The sequence below is a fragment of the Saccharothrix sp. CCNWYY140 genome, assembly GCF_037401995.1.
GTDB lineage: Bacteria > Actinomycetota > Actinomycetes > Mycobacteriales > Pseudonocardiaceae > Actinosynnema.
Map to the genome: position 1 here is coordinate 1 of NZ_JBBEGC010000086.1, position 17,763 is coordinate 17,763.

16 protein-coding genes are annotated in these 17,763 nt (G+C 72.5%); 7 read left to right on the forward strand and 9 right to left on the reverse strand.

Annotated elements, in window-relative coordinates; genetic code table 11:
* Positions 1-381 precede the first annotated feature (381 nt).
* Together WBN91_RS28565 and WBN91_RS28570 are read left to right on the forward strand one after the other, a co-directional pair.
* Entirely contained in the window at positions 382-2,277 is a 1,896-nt protein-coding gene (locus tag WBN91_RS28565; protein WP_337727438.1) for a hypothetical protein, read from the forward strand.
* Between the two features lie 4 nt (positions 2,278-2,281).
* A complete protein-coding gene (locus WBN91_RS28570; RefSeq protein ID WP_337727439.1) occupies positions 2,282-2,755 on the forward strand; it encodes a hypothetical protein in 474 nt (157 codons plus the stop codon).
* A 76-nt stretch (positions 2,756-2,831) separates the two neighbouring features.
* Here the strand turns inward: WBN91_RS28570 and WBN91_RS28575 are convergent, their stop codons facing one another.
* From WBN91_RS28575 to WBN91_RS28605, 7 genes are all read right to left on the reverse strand, one after another.
* A complete protein-coding gene (locus WBN91_RS28575; protein WP_337727440.1) occupies positions 2,832-3,656 on the reverse strand; it encodes a transglutaminase-like domain-containing protein in 825 nt (274 codons plus the stop codon).
* A gap of 54 nt (positions 3,657-3,710) precedes the next feature.
* Positions 3,711-4,367 (reverse strand): hypothetical protein, encoded by a 657-nt coding sequence (locus WBN91_RS28580; RefSeq protein ID WP_337727441.1) that lies wholly within the window; start codon positions 4,365-4,367, stop codon positions 3,711-3,713.
* Between the two features lie 194 nt (positions 4,368-4,561).
* A complete protein-coding gene (locus WBN91_RS28585) occupies positions 4,562-5,128 on the reverse strand; it encodes an EF-hand domain-containing protein (protein WP_337727442.1) in 567 nt (188 codons plus the stop codon).
* A gap of 65 nt (positions 5,129-5,193) precedes the next feature.
* On the reverse strand, positions 5,194-6,345 hold the full coding sequence (locus tag WBN91_RS28590; protein ID WP_337727443.1) for an acyl-CoA dehydrogenase family protein: 1,152 nt from the start codon (positions 6,343-6,345) through the stop codon (positions 5,194-5,196).
* Between the two features lie 88 nt (positions 6,346-6,433).
* Positions 6,434-7,222 carry an alpha/beta fold hydrolase gene (locus WBN91_RS28595; RefSeq protein WP_337727444.1) on the reverse strand — a complete coding sequence of 263 codons (789 nt, stop codon included), beginning with the start codon at positions 7,220-7,222 and terminating at the stop codon, positions 6,434-6,436.
* A gap of 68 nt (positions 7,223-7,290) precedes the next feature.
* Positions 7,291-7,974, reverse strand: coding sequence for a response regulator transcription factor (locus WBN91_RS28600; protein WP_337727445.1), 684 nt, complete (start codon positions 7,972-7,974; stop codon positions 7,291-7,293).
* Complete coding sequence (locus WBN91_RS28605) at positions 7,967-10,000, reverse strand: sensor histidine kinase (protein WP_337727446.1); 2,034 nt, start codon at positions 9,998-10,000, stop codon at positions 7,967-7,969. Before WBN91_RS28605 ends, WBN91_RS28600 begins: the two co-directional genes overlap by 8 nt.
* 153 nt (positions 10,001-10,153) lie before the next feature.
* Here WBN91_RS28605 and WBN91_RS28610 point away from each other — a divergent pair, with 153 nt between their 5' ends.
* The 3 genes from WBN91_RS28610 to WBN91_RS28620 all read left to right on the forward strand — a co-directional run bounded on the left by WBN91_RS28610 (position 10,154) and on the right by WBN91_RS28620 (position 14,910).
* Entirely contained in the window at positions 10,154-10,963 is an 810-nt protein-coding gene (locus WBN91_RS28610; protein WP_337727447.1) for a hypothetical protein, read from the forward strand.
* Positions 10,964-11,029: 66 nt separating this feature from the next.
* Positions 11,030-12,706: an RNA ligase family protein gene (locus tag WBN91_RS28615; protein WP_337727448.1), complete on the forward strand. Its 1,677-nt coding sequence runs from the start codon at positions 11,030-11,032 to the stop codon at positions 12,704-12,706.
* Positions 12,706-14,910: an RNA repair domain-containing protein gene (locus WBN91_RS28620; protein ID WP_337727449.1), complete on the forward strand. Its 2,205-nt coding sequence runs from the start codon at positions 12,706-12,708 to the stop codon at positions 14,908-14,910. The genes WBN91_RS28615 and WBN91_RS28620 overlap by 1 nt, the downstream gene beginning before the upstream one ends.
* Here the strand turns inward: WBN91_RS28620 and WBN91_RS28625 are convergent.
* Positions 14,846-15,238 carry a M15 family metallopeptidase gene (locus WBN91_RS28625; protein WP_337729414.1) on the reverse strand — a complete coding sequence of 131 codons (393 nt, stop codon included), beginning with the start codon at positions 15,236-15,238 and terminating at the stop codon, positions 14,846-14,848. The two genes, WBN91_RS28620 and WBN91_RS28625, sit on opposite strands and share 65 nt — an antisense overlap.
* A 162-nt stretch (positions 15,239-15,400) precedes the next feature.
* Between WBN91_RS28625 and WBN91_RS28630 the strand changes: the two genes are divergently transcribed.
* Entirely contained in the window at positions 15,401-16,075 is a 675-nt protein-coding gene (locus tag WBN91_RS28630; protein ID WP_337727451.1) for a response regulator transcription factor, read from the forward strand.
* On the forward strand, positions 16,068-17,177 hold the full coding sequence (locus tag WBN91_RS28635; protein WP_337727452.1) for a sensor histidine kinase: 1,110 nt from the start codon (positions 16,068-16,070) through the stop codon (positions 17,175-17,177). The genes WBN91_RS28630 and WBN91_RS28635 overlap by 8 nt, the downstream gene beginning before the upstream one ends.
* On the opposite strand, the gene vanX is transcribed toward WBN91_RS28635, so the two are convergent.
* Positions 17,153-17,761: a D-Ala-D-Ala dipeptidase VanX gene (gene vanX, locus WBN91_RS28640; RefSeq protein WP_337727453.1), complete on the reverse strand. Its 609-nt coding sequence runs from the start codon at positions 17,759-17,761 to the stop codon at positions 17,153-17,155. The genes WBN91_RS28635 and vanX overlap by 25 nt on opposite strands.
* Between the last annotated feature and the right edge of the window lie 2 nt (positions 17,762-17,763).

Sequence of the window (17,763 nt, forward strand, 5' to 3'; positions counted from 1 at the left end):
GACGGGGAAAGAAACCGAGGCCCTTCCCGTGGTCGCTGCCGCTTGGCGGAACGCAAGAGCCCCCGCCCTTCGGGCGTGACGCCTTCGGCGGAAAAGCACGCGGCGGTCGAGTGGTGGGTCAGGCTCACCTGCGGCCGGAGGTACCGGGTCCCGGCCGCACGTCACGATCGACGACGCGTCACCTGATCCCTGACCGCCCACGACCAGTGACCGAGTTGCGCATTGCTCGTCTAGTTCCCGGATGGACGGTTCGAGGCCGGTGGCCCCACACGAACGGGTGACTTTCGTGCGCGGGTGCCGGTTCCTTCGCTAACGCCGGCGGGCCGGGGCCGATGGACGGTCACAGGAAACAACCCTCGCGAGGGTCCGGCAGGTGGCGCGATGGACCGCGGTGACCAGGTGGTCGAGATCAGAGTCCACGGCGTGTCCGGCACGCCGCCCGAGAAGGTGCTCGTCGAGGAGCCGCTCGGTCCCCAGGTCGCCGGTGACGACGAGGCCCGGTTCTTCCGGCGCAGGCGCAAGGTGGTCGCTTCGGGCGCGCGTCGGCGCACGGTCGAGGCGCTGCACTGGGGTCGGTTCACCTCCGGGTCGCCCAGCCGTGCCCTGTGGCTGGTGATGGTGCCGTTCGCGCTGGTCAACCTCGCGCGGTACACCCTGCTGCTGCCCCGCAAGGGCGCGGTGCGCGGCGCGGACGAGGGGGCCGGTGCGGACGAAGGTGCTGGCGTGGATGAGGGTGCCGGTGCGGATGGGAGGTCGCCCGCCGGGAAGGTCGCGGACGTCGTGCTGCGGTTGCTGGGGCTCGTGCTCACGCTGATGCTGGCCGCCACGGTGGCCTACGTGTCGCTCGAGATCATCGTCAACCAGTGCCTGGGCCAGGAGGCGTGCGTCCGGGACAACAGGTGGCTGGCCTTCCTGGAAAGCCGGGGTGCCGGGCTTGCCGTGGTGCTGGGGGTCCTGCCGTCGGGGCTGCTGATCGGCATGCTCTGGTGGTTCGGCCGGATGACGTTCCTGCACGACCCGCCCGCGGGGAACGGGCCGTGGCGGTCCCCAACGGGGGATTTCCGTGACGTCGCCTTCTGGCACAGCTCACCGAAAGCCCCGGTGCTGCGGACACTGCACGTGGCGGCCTCGTGCGTCCTGACGGGCATCCTCGTCTCCGGTGCGTTGGACAGCGTCCTGTCCGCGCTGTTGGCCGTGCCGGGCGTCCTGTTGCTGGTGGTGCTGGTCGTGGTGGTGGCGATCGGGCCGGATGCCGACTACGAGGGGGACGTCAACGATCCCCTGCGGGTGCCGTGGGCATTGGTGCGACTGCGGTGGGTCGCTGTGGTCTACGCCGTCGTCGCGGTCGTCGCCTCGGCGATCTTGTTGCGGACCGCGGAGCCCACCGGGTCCGCGCTGTTGGGCTTCGAGGTGGTGACCAACTTCCTCGCGGTCGCGGCGCTGGGTTCGTTGCTGGTGTTGGCGGTGTGCTGCTGGAGGCTCAAGCGGTCGAGCGGCAAGGCGCTCCTCGGCGTGCCGGCACCGTTCCGGCCCATGTTCCGGGGGTATGCGGCCGTTGTCATCGCCGTGGTCGGGACGACGTTGGCGACCGCGTTCAGCGGTGGTTTGGCCTTCTGGACGGCCAACTTCCTCGGCACGCCCGTGGTCGGCGGCAAGGCGCCCGCCGAGGCGGTCTCGTGCCGGTGCGCCGAGGCCGCGATCGTGTTGAGCACCAGCTACTGGACGGCCGCGCTGCTGTGGGGCCATCTCGTGATCATCTTCCTGGTGGGGCTGGCTCTCCTGGCGTGGCGGGGGGTCAAGCGGCATGGAGACGGGCTCCGCGGTGTGGTGGAGGGGGACTACCCGGGGAGCGGGTCGTCATCGCGCACCACCGGCAAGATCGCCAACCGGTGGCGGTGGGCGCTGCTGAAGTACCGCTACCACTGGGGGGTTGGGCCTGCTGGCGCTGCTCGGTGGCGCGCTCGTGGCGGTGAACGGTGTCATCGTGCTGGTCCGGATGTTCCCGAGGTGGCGGGACCGACCGCCGTTCTGGTTGGAGACGGCGTTCTCGATGTTCTTCGGCCAGCTCGGTGCGTGGCTGGCGTCCGCGACGTTGGCGGGCCTCTTGTTCGTCGGCCTGCGGTCCTGGCAGGGGCAGAGGATGCGGACGGCTGTCGGTGTCGTCTGGGACCTGATCGCGTTCTGGCCGCGGTTGGCACATCCCATCTGTCCGCCTCCTTATGGTGGCCGGACGGTCCTTCTGCTGAAACGGCGTGTCGAGTACTTGCTGGGTGCTGAGAAGGTGAAGGTCGTCGTCCTGTCCGGGCACAGCCAGGGGAGTGTTGTGTGCACCGCCGTGGTGCGGCTGCTCGCCCCGGACCACCGTCCACAGGTGCGCTTGGTGACCTACGGGTCGCAGCTGCAATGGGCGTTCGCCCGGCTGTTCCCGACGTACATGGGTCACGCGGAGATGGAGGAGATGTACGCCGAGCTCGGCGAGCGGTGGCGCAACATCCACCGGTGGACGGACCCCCTCGGCGGCCCGGTACTGACCTTGCCCGATTCGGGAAGCGAACCGCACCCGGCCGTCCCTGCCCGGCCCGGCATCGGGAACGCCGACTACGACTTCCGGTTCGTGGACCCGGTGACCGTCGGTGGAGACGAGGCCGCGACAGTGCCGCCGGACATGCGCGGGCACAGCGGCTACTACCTCGACCCCCGGTTCGACGACGTGGTCGCGGATCTGGTCGAAGCGCCTCCACCTGTCCAGCCGTGACCCGCATCGCTCGACTCACCACCGGTGGTGGGAGGCAGTCGAGAACGCACTGGTCGCGCGATCGGACCCGGCGACCTCAGCGGATCAGGTCCTCCGGCACGCGCAAGTCCTCGTGCTCGTAGAGGGCGCTCACGGCTGCGGGGTCGTCGGTGTCGCACACCTTGGCCAGTTCGTCGAGCAAGGCGTCGTAGTCCGGGCCGGTCTTGCCTTCGTAGGCGGCGGTCATGTGGCCCCACTCGTCCCACGGCAGGGTCTCGACCTTGTTCAACGCGGCCAGGTCCCTCACGGCGTTGCCGCGGATCTCGGACGGGCCCCAGTTCTCGGTTCCGTGGACGCCGAACAGGGACGCGTCGATCTCGCCACGCCGGTAGGCGATCCACGCCTCGCCGCCGGTGAGGAACTCCCCGGGGCGCAGGTCGTGCGGGTGGGGCAGGACGTTGCGCCCGAGGATCTCCGGGTCGACGCGGACCCAGCGAGCGGTGCCGTCGTCCCAGTACTCGGTGATCCAGTGGTCGAGGCCCCGGCCGGGGTGGAAGTAGGTGGCGAAGCCGCAGCGGACGCGGGCGGGGACGCCGCGGTGGCGCAGGAGCGCGCAGCTCAGCACCGCGAAGTGCCGACAGGTTCCGATCACGCGCTTGTCCGGTTCGCGGGCAGTGGTCAACGGGGCCGGGTCGAGCTCGAGCAAACGTCGGACCAGCGAGTTCGCGGGCCGGATCTGCTTTTCGTCGAAGCGATCGGCGGGCAGGTTCGACGCCTGGGCGTCGGTGGGTTGGATCACCAGGTCGTGGACCGGCAGGCAGATGTCGACAGGATCGGCGGCGACCGACTCGAGCGCGCGCGGATCCACACCGTCAAGGCTGGTCAAGGGGCCGGGGGACGCGTAGTCGATGACCTCTGCCATGAGGCCGATCCTAGGCGGCCACCGGCCTTCGCGAACCCGAGATCACGGATGTTGTCAGCGACGGACTTGGTGGGATTTGCGCCAGACCCGGTGGTAGTACATCTCGTAGGACTCGAAGGTGTTGGGCGCGATCCGCGGCCAGGACCCGTCGGACGGGCGGATGAGCTGCCCCACCGTGCGCCGCCCGGCCGCTCGTCCAGCCTCGTCCGCCGCGGTGGCGTCCGCGCCGCTCTCCTGGGCACGGTCCCGAGCGTCCTGGTACGCGGTTCGGTAGAACTCCTCGCCGGGCATCAGGGGACCGGTCTGGCCGATTCGGCTTTGGAAGCCCAGCACGGTTCCCTCGATCTCCTCGTCCACCATGCGGTCGACGTACTGCTTCTCGTCGGGCGAGGCGTCGGCGTCGGGGGAGGCACCGGACTTCTTGCGCTCGACGTGGTGCATCTCGTGGACGAAGTAGCCGGCCAGCCGGCCCGCGTCCATGTTGAGGTTGAGGGTGCAGCGGGAGTCGCCGTCGTAGGACGCCGCACCACCGTCGACCCAGGACAACGTGATGCCGTGGTCGTCCCGCACCTGGAGAGCGTGCCGCCCATCGGACGTGCTGCCGAGGATCGCCAGGAACCTCGCTCTCTTCACCTGGAACCGGTACGAATCCCCGAGCAGCCCCCGCTGCACGGCGATCGTGAACGCCCGATTCCCGATCCGACTCCGCAACGGCACCTCGGCCCCGTCGCGCGCCGCCCCCCGGCTCGGATCACCCCGCTGCCCACCCCGCGGTTTCCGCCACACGGTCCCTCCCCCCAAGACCCTCCACGATGGACCCGAGCATGGCTCGACGACCACCGCCACCGGGCCGCCCACAAGGGAGCTTCCGCCTGCCCCTCCGGACATCACCGCAGGTCAGGTCATCAGCGGGTCGAGGTTCCGATCCACCAGTTGGCGGGGGAGTCCGGGTCGGTGCTGGTCCAGTAGTCGATGGTGGCCCGGACGAACTCGTCGGGGGACAGGTATCCGTCGCCGTCGGTGTCGAGGTGGGTGAAGGCGATCTCGGCGTCCTGCTCCGGCAGGCCGGGGAAGTGGCCGCGCTGGAAGGTCAGGAACTCGGCCGGCGTCACCCGGCCGTCGGCGTCGATGTCGGCGATCTTGAGGAACTCCCGCGCCACCGCGCCCAAGGTGGCGTCGGCGGCGTCCGGGTCGTCGGCCAGGTCGCGGGTGGAGGAGATGAAGTCGGCGCGGCTGATGGTGGTCGCCCCGGCCGGGAGGTGGGGCAGGTGCACGTCCCGCCACACTCGCACGTACATGTCCACGATCCGCCGCTCCTCGGGCGACCCGGCCGCGTACCCGAGCCCGGCCGCGACCCGTTCACCCATGAGGACGTGGTCCTGCTCGCCGAGCTGTCCGTCACCATCGGCGTCGAGCTGGTCGAAGCCTCGGCTGATCTTGCCGAGCAGCAGGTCGTTCTCGCTGGAACTCATGGGACCCAAGTCTCGGTTTCGGCGAGGGGCCGCAACAAGGCCGCTCACCTGATCGAGCCACCCCCTCACCCGGCAGGATCAACCGGTGCCCGGTCCTGCATGGTCATGGTGCCAATGTGGTTGAGGCAGAACTCCACCGAGTGGGCCATGAGCCAGCCGGTTTGGGCGTCCCGGAAGATGCGTTGGATCGGTGACGTGCTGACGAAACCCGAGCCGCCGCCCACCTGGAGGCACAGTTGGGCGATGTCGCGGGCGGCGCGGTTGGCCGTGGGCTTGGCTCGCAGGGTCGACGGAAGGAAGTGGGGGGAGTTCTGGTCGGCCAGCCACGACGAGTGGTGGGCCACCAGCGCGGCGGCCTCCAGCTGGAGGACGGCGTTGGCCACCTCGAACTGGAGGTGTTGTTCGGCGGCGAGCGGGTTGCCGGTGGTGGGCAGGGTGCGGGTTCGGGCGTAGTCGATGAGGGTGTTCAGGGCCGTGTCGGCGATGCCCACGGAGAGGTGGGCCAGGCCGGCGGCGATGTGGTTGGGCTTGGGGATCTGCGCCGGTGGGCAGCGGCGGTCGGCGCGGAGGACCGTGTTGTCCAGGGTGATCAGGTGGCTGCGGGTGGCGCGCAGGCCCAGGGTGTCCTGGGGCTGGAAGGTCACGGTGTGGTCGGGTTCCAGGCCGAAGAGGGTCGGCTGACCGTCCACCAGCGCGTTGATGAGGAAGTGGTCGGCGATCTCGCAGCCGGAGACGAAGCGTTTGGCGCCGGTGAGCCGGTAGCCGCCGTCGACGGGTTCGGCCACCTGTTGCGGGGTGAGGAACTGGTTGCCGCCGGTGGGTTCGGACAGGGCGTTGGCGAAGCGGCGGCCGGCGGTGAGTTCGTCGGCGTAGTAGCGGGCCACCTCGGGGGTGGAGTGCTGCACGAGCCCTTCGGCCGCGCCGATGTGCATGAGCCACAGGCAGGCGGTGGACGGGTCGGCGGCGCTGAGGACGCGCAGGACCGCCCCGACGGTGCGGTAGCTCAGCGACTGGCCGCCGAACTCCTTCGGCAGGATGGCCTGGTCGAGGCCACTGGCGTGCAGGGCCCGCAGGTTCTCGACCGGTAGCGCGGCGGTCCGGTCGAACTCGTCGGTGGTGGCGGCGAAGCCGGTGGCCAGGTCCTGGGCGACGCGGACCCACGACTGCTCGTGCGGCGGTGGACCCAGCGGGTGGTCGTCGGGCAGCGGCGTGGTCATGGGTCGGGACCTCCCGGACGCGTGCGGACCGAAGCCTGTCGTCGGTCACTGTGGCGCTGCGGACGGGTGGTGATCAAGCGCCTGGGGCTCAGTCGCGCAGGAAGTCCACGATCGCGGACCGGAACTCCGGGCTGCTCCCCACGACGTCGTGCGTGCCCGGGACCAGCCGCAGACGAGCACCCGGAATCGCCTCGGCGAGCACGTGCGGACGCACCGCGAGCGGGTCGTCGGAGCCGGCGAGGACGAGGGTCTTTGCCGTGATGGCGGCCAGGTCGACACCGTCCCGGTGCACGGAACGGGCGTGCGCGGCCAACGACGGCAGGTGCGCCCCGGCCGTCTCGGCGAACGCGCGCACCTCCGCGACCCCCGGCGGCAGGTCGCCCGGGTCCTCGGCGAGCAGCGCCTCCGCCAGGACGTCGTTCCCCAGGGCACGGGTGTCCACCCCGCCGACCTCGACCACCCCGGCCCCGACCCCACCGACGACCAACCGCCGCACGGCGGGCTCCCGCGCGGCGGCGAGCAGGGCGATGACGGCGCCCATCGAGTACCCGACGAGGTCGAAGACCGGCACGTCCAACGCGTCGACCACCGCGCGCAGGTCCCGCGCCATCCGCTGTTCGCCGTACCGGGCGAGGTCGGCGGACTTGCCGGACCCGCCGTGCCCGCGCGCGTCGACGGCGACGACGGACCGCCCGGCGGCGGTGAGCGCGGCGACCGTGCCGGGAGCGGCCCAGTCGAGGAGGGCGTTCGCGCTGAACCCGTGCTGGAGCACGACCGGGACGGGGTGCGCCTCGACCCCGGGGTCGGGTTCCCAGCGGTGGTAGGCGATCGGGGTGCCGTCGTCGACGACCACCGTGGCGTGCTGGAAATCGGTCATCGGGCGCTCTCCGCGGGGGTTCGGGTCCGCGGCATCATCCCAGACGCGGGGCCGTGCGCACCGACGACTCAGGGCGGGTCGCGAGTGGTGTCCAGGCGCAGGAACGCCAACACGGCGGCCACCCGGCGGTGCACGGGCTCGTCGGCCAGGCCGAGTTTGCCGAAGATCGCATTGACGTGCTTCTCCACCGTGGACGAGGAGAGGTGCAACGCCTGCTCGATGCCGGTGTTCGTCTTGCCCTGGGCCATTTCGCGCAGCACGTCCAGTTCGCGCGCGGTCAGGGCGGACAGGGACGAGCCGGCGGCGCGGGTGCGGCGGCCCACCAGGGCCTCGACCACCGCCGGGTCGATCACCGAACCGCCGCGCGCCACCTCGCGCAGCGCCCGGACCAGGTCCTCCAGGTCGCCGAGGCGGTCCTTGAGCAGGTAGGCCAGGCCCGCGGTGCCGTCGCGCAGCAGGGCGAACGCGTAGCTCTCGTCGGTGTGCTGCGAGAGCACGGCGACGCCGATGCCGGGGTGCTCGGCCCGGATCGCGTGCGCGGCCTCGATGCCCTCCATGTGGTGGCCGGGCGGCATCCGGATGTCGGTGAGCACCGCGTCGGGCTTCAGCCGGCGCACGGCGTCGCGCAGGTCCGCCGCGTCGCCGACGGCCGCGAGCACCTCCACCTCGCCGGAGTCCTCCAGCAGCCGGCGGGTGCCCTCGCGCACGAGGTAGTTGTCCTCGGCGATCACCACGCGCAGCCGGTCACCCATGACCGGCACCGACGGGCAGTTCGGCGCGCACGGTCGTGCCCGCGCCCGCCGCGCCGGACACGCTCAGCCGCCCGCCCAGCGCCTCGACCCGGTCGCGCAGGTTGGTCAACCCCTGGCCGCCGCCCCCGTCGAGTCCCACACCGCTGTCGCGCACCTCGACCTCCAGGCAGTCGTCCACAGTGGACAGGTCCACCGACGCGGCCGACGCCGCCGAGTGCTTGACCACATTGGTCAACGCCTCGCACACCACGAAGTACGCCGCGCCCTCGACGTCCGGGCCGAGGCGGCGTTCGCGCAGCCCCGGCGACGCCCGCACGATCACCGCCAGCGGCAACCGGTCCACCCGCGCCTCCACGGCCGCCACCAGGCCGCGGTCGCCGAGCACCGGCGGGTGGATGCCGTGGGCGAGTTCGCGCAGGTCGGCCAGCAGGTCACGGGTGTCGGCGCGCAGCTCCTCCAGCACGTCGTCGGCGGTGCGCTCACCCCGCCCGAGCTGGTTGCGCGCCAACCGCATCTTCATCATCAGGGCGACGATCTGCTGCTGGGCGCCGTCGTGGATGTCCCGCTCGATGCGCCGGCGCTCCTGGTCCTGCGCGGCGATGATCCGGGCGCGCGACAGCGCCAGCTCGTCGACCTGCTCGGCGAGCCGGGCGGTGAGCCCGACGTTGGCGATGGCGGTCGCGGCCTGGGCGGTCAGGGTCGAGAGCAGTTCCCGGTCGGCGGGCCGGTACCCGCCGCGCTTGGGCCCGCACTCGATCCGGCCGAGCGGCTCCCCGGCGCGCTCCAGCGGCACCACCAGGTCCGGCGGCCCCGAGGGCTGCCCGGCGACGGCGTGCGCGCCGGGGAGCTCCACCCGCACCCACTCCGCGCCCAGTCCGGTGTGGACGGTCTCGGCCAGGCGCGGCAGCAGGTCGCCCAGCTCCACGGTCTGCTCCAGCGCCGCGCCGAACCGGGTCACCAGCTCGTAGCGGGTGACCCGCTCGCCGAACACCAGCCGGGCGGCCAGCCGTTCCAGCCGGTGGCGCAACGGCTGGAACACCGCCGCCGCGCCGATGGTCAGCACGACCGCCAACTCCACCGGCACCTGGTCGCCCAGCGCCAGGCCGGGCGCGGCGCTGAGCCCGACGTAGACGGCCGCGATGCCCAGCGACAGCAGCCCGAACGCCACCGAGCGCCGCACCACCAGGTCGATGTCGTACAGCCGGTGCCGGACGATCCCGACGACCACGCTCACCGGCACCATCAGCAGGAACGCCACCGCCGCCGCCCGGACGACCCCGACCCACCGGTCCGGGACCCGGTCCTCCACGGCCACCGACAGCCCGAACGCCACGACCAGTCCGATGGTCGTCACCACCAGCAACCGCATCCGCGCACGCTGGGCCGCCTCGGCCTGGACGTACCGCACGAACAGCACGCTGACCAGCGCCAACGCGCCGTAGTAGTGCAGGTAGACACTCTCCAACGGCCCGCCCAACGGCACCAGCCACGACACGGTGAACGGGCTCGGCACGACCGGGGGAGGGTCGAGCAGGTAGGCGTCGACCACCAGGTCGCGCCGGGTGAGCAGCAGCAGCGGGGGCAGGGCCAGGTGCCACCACACCAGCCCCAGCACCCGGCGCTGCCACGGCCGCTCCACCACCCCGTCCGGGAACGAGGCCAGCAGCAGCACGGCCGCGACCAGACTGACCAGCCCGGTGTACTGGTAGAGCAGGTTGGCCGCCCAGAACCACTCGCCGGGGCCGCGGTCCTGCACCGCCTGCCGGATCGGCGCCTCCAGCCCGGCGTTGACCGCCAGCGCGGCGCTCATCAGCAGCATCCGGCGGGCCTGGGGGTGCTCGGGACGCCGCCGCGCCAGCCACACCGCCACGCCGAACAGCGGCCCGATGCCCAGCACCACCCAGGTCAGCCCGCCGACCACCCCGTGCGCCCCGGCGGCCACGAACCCGGCCACCACCGCGACCACCAGCCCGGCACCGCCGAGGGCGGTGGCCGCGTACCACGCGAGGCGGTGCGGGGAGGGCACGACCGCATTGTGTGCCCCGCCGATCCCGCCCGCCACGGGGACAACCCCGCCCCTGGCCCGCGGTTTTCCTCCACGCGGACGGTGTGCCTGGACCACGTTCCGCCGGTGCCGCAGGCGGCCGAGCATGGCCGGCGGAGGGAAAGGAGACCGACCATGAATGCACGCAAGGACTACGAACTGTCCACACCGCCGGTCGGGCCGGAGGGCGGCGCGGCGGTGGCCGCCGGGCAGGGCGGTGCGCAGGATGCCGCCGGGTTGACCGGGGTGCGGGGTGCCGGCGGGGTGGCCGGGGTGCGGGGTGTCGCCGGGCGGGGTGGGGCGCGGGGTGCAGGCGGGGTGCGGGGTGCCGGCGGGCTCGGCGGGGCGTGGGGTACCGGCGGGTTGGGTGGGGTGCGGGGTGTCGGCGGGGTGGCCGGGGTGTGGGGGTGGGCCTTGGTCGCCGGGGTGGCCGGGTTGGGCGCGGACGTGTTGTTGGTGTTGTTCTTCGCCGTCGACCAGCCGTGGCAGCCCGGCGCGCACGGGACGGGGTGGCTGGGGCCGGCCAACGACGTGCTGGTCGCGGTGCAGTTCGCCGCCCTGGTGCCGTTGGCGGTGGCGTTCCGGCGCGGCGTCCTGCTGGGTGTGCCCGCGATGGCGGGGGTGGTGGTGTTGCAGGTGCTGCTGGTCGCCGACGTGCTGCCGTTCGAGGTGCAGGTCGTGCCGGTGACCGCCGGGATCGCCCTGGTGATCGGGTGGGTGCTGCTGGTGTGCAGGAGGGTGCGGCTGCCGCGTCGGGCCGCCCGCCTGGGCACGGTCGTGTCGCTGGGCTACTTCGCCGGGCTGGCCGTCGTGCTCGCGTCCCTTCTGCTGCCCTGGGGCTCGACGGCCCAGTGGATCGGCTTCGGGATCGGCGGTCTGGTCGGGTTCGTCGGGTTCCTGGGGTTCAGCGTGTGGCCGTTGTGGTTGCTCAGGACCGAAGCCTGATATTGGCTGGAACCACCCTCCGGCGCGCTCCTACGATCGCGCGGTCGTCGAGGGGAGGGTGGGAGCATGTGGGTCCGGTATCCGCGCACGTCGCACCTGCCCTGGTCGCCCGGTGCGACGGCGGACGACGTGCGCCTGGCCGACCTGGACGGGTTGGCCGGGCGCGAGGTCGTGGTCACCGAGAAGCTGGACGGGGAGAACACCACGCTCTACCGGGACGGGGTGCACGCGCGGTCGTTGGACTCGGCGCACCACCCGTCCCGGGCGTGGGTGAAGGCGTTGCACGGCGCCGTCGCGGCGCGGCTCCCGGTGGGGTGGCGGGTGTGCGGGGAGAACCTGTTCGCACGGCACTCCATCGCCTACGACGACCTGGACAGCTGGTTCTACGCCTTCTCCGTGTGGGACGGCGACCGCTGCCTCGCGTGGGACGACACGGTCCGATTTGCGCGGCGGCTGGGGGTGCCGGTGCCGCGCGTGCTGTGGCGGGGCGTGTTCGACGAGCGGGCGCTGCGCGGGTTGCGGCTGGACCTGTCCCGCCAGGAGGGGTACGTCGTGCGCACGGTGGACGGGTTCGAGCGGGCCGCGTTCGCGCACCGGGTAGCCAAGTGGGTGCGGCGGGAGCACGTGCGCACGGACCAGCACTGGATGCACGCCCCGGTCGTGCCCAACGGGCGGGGCGCGGCGGGCGCGTTGTGGGACGTGCGGGCCGGGTTGGCGGTGGACGTGCCGGGGCTGCTCGCCGCGGTGGGCGCGGACAGCGGGGACGAGGAAGCGTTGGCACGACTGGACTTGCCGGACCGGGACGGTGACACGCGCCTGGCCGGGGTGCTGGCCGCGCTGCTGCACGACGTGTCCCGGACGCGCCTGCTGTTCCGGCTGGCCCCGTCGGGGATGCCGTTGGCGCGGCGGGTCGCGGACCTGGTGGGGCTGAGCCGCGTGCTGCACCGCCCGTTCCCGGACGACGAGCGACGCGCGGGCCTGGTGCGGTTGGGCGTGGCGGTCGACGTCGGTGTGCTGCACGCCGTCGCGCGGGCGGTGGCGCGGACGGACGAGGAACGCGACCAGGTGGCCTGGTCGGCCCTGCACGCCGAGGACAGCGGGTTGCTCGGCGCGGACCCGTTGGGGTGGTTGCGGTCCGGGTTGCGCGAGGCGGTGGGCGCGGGCGACGTCGGTGACCGGTGTTGGGCGCAGGCGCGGGAGGCGTTCGCGGACGGGCGGGTGCGCACCGTCGAGGAGGCGGCGGCGCTGACGTGGCGGTGGCGGGACGGGAAGTTCCCCCGGCTGGTGGTGATGTGCGGCCCGGCGGGCGCGGGCAAGAGCACCTTCGTGCGCGGCCTCGACGGTGTGGACGACGTGGTGTGCCTGGACGACTTGCGGGCGGCACGCGGGTCGCGGTCCGACCAGCGGGCGAACGGGGACGTGCTGCGCGAGGGTCTGCGGCGGCTGGACGCGGCGCTGGCGCGGGGCGGCACGGTGGTGTGGGACGCCACGTCGTTGAACCGGCCGCAGCGGTCGGTGCTGCGTGACGTGGCCGAGCGGCACGGCGCGCTGGTCACGCACGCGGCGATGGTGGTGGACGAGGAGACGGCGGCGCGGCGCAACGCCGGACGCGAGCACCGGGTCCCGGCGGACGTGGTGGCCGCGCAGTGGGCGCGGTTCTCGCCGCCGTACCCGGGCGAAGCCCACCGCACCTGGTACGTCGACTGGAATGCCACCGTCGCCGACGTGGCCGGGGAGGTGTGATGCGCACCAGCGAGGAGGTCTACCACCGGGTGCGGTGGGACGCGCGCTTCGACCCGGCGCGGTTCGTGCTGGGAGTGGCGGTGCGCGGGGCCGCGCCGAAACGGGTGCCGTTGCCGTCGTTCGTGCCCGGTGGGGACGTGCCGTGGCACCGGGTGCTGTTCGTCGAGGCGGACGGCGAACTCGTGTGGGACCGCGCCACCGGCCTGGACCGCGTCGACACCTCGGGCGCCGGTCGGGCGCGGGTCGCGCGGCGGCTGCGGGCGCCGTTCTTCACCGCGAGCCGGACCTTCTCGTGGGACGGCGGCTGGCGGCCGGGCGGCGGCGACGGTGTGGCGCCGGCGCGGCTGCGGGTGCTGACCTGGAACACCCTGTGGGACCGCTTCGACCGCGACCGCATCGACACCGCGCGCCGCCGTCCCCTGCTGCTGGCGGAGTTGGCGCGGGCCGACGCGGACGTGATCGCGTTGCAGGAGGTCGAACGGGACCTGCTGACGATGCTGCTGGCTGAGCCGTGGGTGCAGGAGCGGTACGCCGTGGACGTGGACCCGGCCGGGCGGGACGTGGAGGAGTGCGGGCTGCTGCTGTTGTCCCGGGTGCCCGTGCTGGAGGCGGGCCGGCACGCGCTGGGTCCGCACAAGGCGGTGACCGCGCTGGTGCTGGACACCGCGGCCGGGCCGGTGGTGGTCGCGGGCACGCACCTGACCAGCGACCACTCCGGCGGGGACGAGCGCCGGGCGGCGGAGCTGGCCGACCTGGCGGACGGACTGTCCGAAGTGGACTGCCCGGTGGTGCTGGTCGGGGACTTCAACGACGGCGGTGACGCGCCCGTGCGGGTGCTCGGCGTCCGGGACGCCTGGCTGGAGGTCCGCGGGACCGACACGCCGACGTTCGACCCGGTGGCCAACCCGCTGGCGGCGGTGTCGTCGCTGTCCGGGCGGGCCGCGCGGCTGGACCGGGTGTTCCTGCGCGGTGACGTGGGCGCGCGCCGGGCGGTGCTGCGCGGGACCACGGACTTCGTGTCCGACCACTACGGCGTCGAGGTCGACGTCGAGGTGGGGGAGCCGGTGGTGTCATCGCATCGCCGGCACGCCCTGCCCGGGGTCGAGCCTCGAGGTGCGGATGAGGCTGCGCCGGTGGTGGTGCCCGGTGCGGTGGTGCATGTCGTGGGGTCGCGGCGGATGGGGTGTGCGTTGGCCGGGGCGGACCTGGACCTGGTCGCGGTGGTGCCGGGGGTGGCGGACCTCCGGCGGGTCGTGGTGCCGGGGGCGACGCGAGTGCGGCCCGTGGTGGGTGCGCGCGTGCCGGGGTTGCGGATGCGGGTCGGCGGGACGGACGTGGACCTCGCCGTCGTCGGGAGTGGCGACGTGGAGCCGGAGTCGGCAGTGGACCGTCGACTTGAGCTGGACCCGGCGGCAGCGGTGGCGTTGAGCGCGGTGAGTGACGCCGAGGCGGTGGTGGCGTTCGTCGGCGAGCGCTACCCCGAGTTCCGATGGCTGGCGTTGCGCGTGAAGGCCTGGGCTCGGGCGCGAGGGCTGGACTCGGCTCCGCACGGCGGGGTGCCGGGGTTGGGCTGGGCGGTGCTGGCCGCTCGGACTGTGGTGGACGCGCCGGAGCGCACCGACCTGTTGGCGGACTTCTTCGGCACGTGGGCGGCGTGGGACTGGCGGGACCAGATCACCATCTCGTCCACAGTGGACGTATCGACGACGGTGTCGGTCGTGACGCCCTCCGCGCCGCACCGGTTGTGCACCGAGCAGGTCGGGGAGGGGATGCGGGACCTGCTCACGCAGGAGCTGTACGACGCCTGGGAGGTCGTGCGGGCCGGCGGTGAGCCGTGGGCGGAGGGACCGCCGTTGCACCGCCGGCACGCCGCGTGGGCTGTGGTGACGGCACCGGAGGCGTCCACCGGCCGGGTCCGGGGGCGGCTGCGGGCGTTGCTGGCGGCGTTGGAGGCGGCGGGCGTCCGCGACGCGCACGCCTGGCCCCACCCGACCGTGACCGACGACGGCACCACCCACCACGCCATCGGCCTGGGCCGCACCCCATCCGACCGCGACCAGCTCCGCCACCTCGCCCGCGACTGGACGCGCGGCCTGCCCGGCGTGGCGGTCGAGTGGGCCGACGGCGGCACGATCACCGTCACGACCGGCGCATCCTCGGGTCCTGGGACGGATCGGCGTACAGGGGAGGACAGCCGTCGGTGACGGCCTCCGGGCGCAGTTCGTAGTGCCAGGGCTCGTTGGCGAAGATCTGGCACAGGCCGTACCGGGCACCGTGCTCGGCCAGCCAAGCCCTGGCTTCGAAGCCGACGTCGATCGCGTGCCCGGCCACGTGCGGGGACGTGTCGGGTGTGGCGACCCACCGGGCGGCTTCCTCCTCCGACCCGTACCTGGCTACCGCCTCCCGAAGGAGCCCTTTCTGGTATTCCCGGGAACGCCATCCGCTGTTGACGAAGAATTTGACACCGTCTTCGGCGGCATCGCTCGCCGCTCTTCGCAAAGCCCGGAGCAGGTCGGGGTCGAGATTGGTCACACCGGGATAGTCGTCGAACACGGTCACTTTGTCGGGGAGGGCGCCGTCACCCCGGGGAATGTCTATTCCACCCATGCGGCAAGTAAAAGCAATGTGCTGTTGCCGGCACGTATGCGGTTCCCGATATGCCGGCGATATGCGTTCGCTCGTAGCATTGAGGTCATGCGTGTGTTGATCGTCGAGGACGAACCGTACATGGCGCAGGCCATCCGGGATGGGCTGCGCCTGGAGGCGATCGCGGCGGACATCGCCGGGGACGGTGACACCGCGCTGGAGCTGCTGGGCGTCAACACCTACGACATCGCCGTGCTCGACCGCGACATCCCGGGTCCCTCCGGGGACGAGATCGCCGAACGGATCGTCGCCTCCGGCACCGGCATGCCGATCCTCATGCTCACCGCCGCCGACCGGATCGACGACAAGGCCTCCGGGTTCTCGCTCGGCGCGGACGACTACCTCACCAAGCCGTTCGACCTGCGCGAACTCGTGCTCCGGCTGCGGGCGCTGGACCGCAGACGCGCCCACAGCAGACCGCCGGTGCGGGAGATCGCGGGCGTGCGGCTGGACCCGTTCCGGCGCGAGGTCTACCGGGACGGCCGGTACGTGGCGCTGACCCGCAAGCAGTTCGCCGTGCTCGAAGTGCTCGTCGCCGCCGAGGGCGGGGTGGTCAGCGCCGAGGAGTTGCTGGAGCGGGCGTGGGACGAGAACGCCGACCCGTTCACCAACGCCGTGCGCATCACCGTGTCGGCGCTGCGCAAGCGCCTCGGCGAACCCTGGGTGATCGCCACCGTCCCGGGCGTGGGCTACCGCATCGACACCGGCGGCGAGCGTGACTAGGGCGCCCGGGTTGAGCGTCCGCCTCAAGCTCACCCTCAGCTACGCCGGGTTCCTCATGGTCGCGGGCGCGTTGCTGCTCGCGGTCGTGTGGGTGTTCCTGCTGCGGTACGTCCCCGAGGAGACGTTCCGCCCGCCCGGCAACTTCGTGCTGCTCGGCCCCGACCGCTACGACCTCTGGCGCGCCTTCGCCCCGAGGGTGACCGTGGCACTGGTGTGCCTGCTGGTGTTCGGCCTGGTGGGCGGGTGGCTGCTGGCCGGGCGGATGCTCACCCCGCTGGCGCGCATCACCGACGCCACCCGCCTGGCCGAGAAGGGCTCGCTGTCCCACCGGATCTGGCTGCGGGGCCGCCGGGACGAGTTCCGCGAGCTGGCCGACGCCTTCGACGCCATGCTGGCCCGGCTCGAGGCCCACGTCGCCGAGCAGCGGCGGTTCGCGGCCAACGCCTCCCACGAGCTGCGCACCCCGTTGGCGATCACGCAGACCCTCCTGGACGTGGCCCGCAACGACCCGAACCGCCCGGCCGCCGAGCTCGTCGACACCCTCCACGCCGTCAACGCCCGCGCGATCGACCTCACCGAGGCCCTGCTGCTGCTCAGCCGCGCCGACCAGCGGTCCTTCAACCACGAGCCGGTGGACTTGTCGCTGCTGGCCGAGGAAGCCGCCGAGACCCTCCTGCCCCTCGCCGAGAAACGCGGCCTCCCCATCCACACCTCGGGGGACTTCACGCCCACCGTGGGCTCATACGCCCTCCTGCTCCAGATGACCACGAACCTGCTGCACAACGCGATCGTGCACAACGTGCCCGAGGGCGGCGCGGTGTGGGTGACGACCACCGTCGACCACAGGGACGTGGTGCTCACCGTGGAGAACACCGGCGTGGTGCTCGCCCCGCACGTGGTGTCCACGCTGGTCGAGCCGTTCCAGCGGGGCAACGGGCGCACCCGCGGTGACCACGCCGGTGTCGGCCTCGGCCTGGCGATCGTGAAGAGCATCGCCCACGCCCACGACGGAACCCTCACGCTCGCACCTCGGGACGCCGGAGGGCTCCGCGTGGTCGTCCGGCTACCCCGGCACGACTACGGGATGGGGAAGTCGAAGTAGGTGTCCGGAAAGGGCTCGTCGCTCAACGTGTAATGCCACCATTCCCGCTCGTAGGGGATGAAACCGCAGTCCTCCATGATCGACCGGAGAACCCGTCGGTTGCTCGCTTCGGCATTCGTGGTTCCGGGTGCGCCATGATGTGAAATCGGGTCCATCAAGTCGTGGTTGCCGCCCATTCGGGCGAGTTCGTCGGTGTCCAGGTGGTAAAGGGTCAAGTCGACCGTGCTGCCCCGGCTGTGGCCGGATTTGGTGGCCACGTACCCCCGGCCGAACATCGCCGCCCGGTCGAGGTTGGGGTAGTGCCGTCGTTTCGTCCGGCCGTCCTCCGGCTCGGTCGACCAGCGCAGGAAGCGGTCCACCGCGCGTTGCGGGCGGTAGCCGTCCCAGAGCAGCAGGCCGAACCCCTCGGTCGCGGCCTTCGCCCGCGCTTCGTCCAGGGCCGCGCACAGGGCGGTCGTGCCGACGATCCGGTTCCCCAGGTAGCCGTCCACCGGTTTGCCGGTGAAGTTGTCCCAGGTGGCGTACTTGGCGTCCCAGCGGATCCCGGGCACGAGCTCGTCCACGAAGGCGAAACCGTCCTGCATGG

What these genes read in the sequence shown, in the direction of transcription:
- WBN91_RS28565 (WP_337727438.1), top strand. Translation starts at nt 382, where the DNA reads ATGGACCGCGGTGACCAGGTGGTCGAGATCAGAGTCCACGGCGTGTCC.
- WBN91_RS28575 (WP_337727440.1), bottom strand. Translation starts at nt 3,656, where the DNA reads ATGGCAGAGGTCATCGACTACGCGTCCCCCGGCCCCTTGACCAGCCTT.
- WBN91_RS28585 (WP_337727442.1), bottom strand. Translation starts at nt 5,128, where the DNA reads ATGAGTTCCAGCGAGAACGACCTGCTGCTCGGCAAGATCAGCCGAGGC.
- WBN91_RS28590 (WP_337727443.1), bottom strand. Translation starts at nt 6,345, where the DNA reads ATGACCACGCCGCTGCCCGACGACCACCCGCTGGGTCCACCGCCGCAC.
- WBN91_RS28595 (WP_337727444.1), bottom strand. Translation starts at nt 7,222, where the DNA reads ATGACCGATTTCCAGCACGCCACGGTGGTCGTCGACGACGGCACCCCG.
- WBN91_RS28600 (WP_337727445.1), bottom strand. Translation starts at nt 7,974, where the DNA reads ATGGGTGACCGGCTGCGCGTGGTGATCGCCGAGGACAACTACCTCGTG.
- WBN91_RS28610 (WP_337727447.1), top strand. Translation starts at nt 10,154, where the DNA reads ATGAATGCACGCAAGGACTACGAACTGTCCACACCGCCGGTCGGGCCG.
- WBN91_RS28615 (WP_337727448.1), top strand. Translation starts at nt 11,030, where the DNA reads ATGTGGGTCCGGTATCCGCGCACGTCGCACCTGCCCTGGTCGCCCGGT.
- WBN91_RS28620 (WP_337727449.1), top strand. Translation starts at nt 12,706, where the DNA reads ATGCGCACCAGCGAGGAGGTCTACCACCGGGTGCGGTGGGACGCGCGC.
- WBN91_RS28630 (WP_337727451.1), top strand. Translation starts at nt 15,401, where the DNA reads ATGCGTGTGTTGATCGTCGAGGACGAACCGTACATGGCGCAGGCCATC.
- vanX (WP_337727453.1), bottom strand. Translation starts at nt 17,761, where the DNA reads ATGCAGGACGGTTTCGCCTTCGTGGACGAGCTCGTGCCCGGGATCCGC.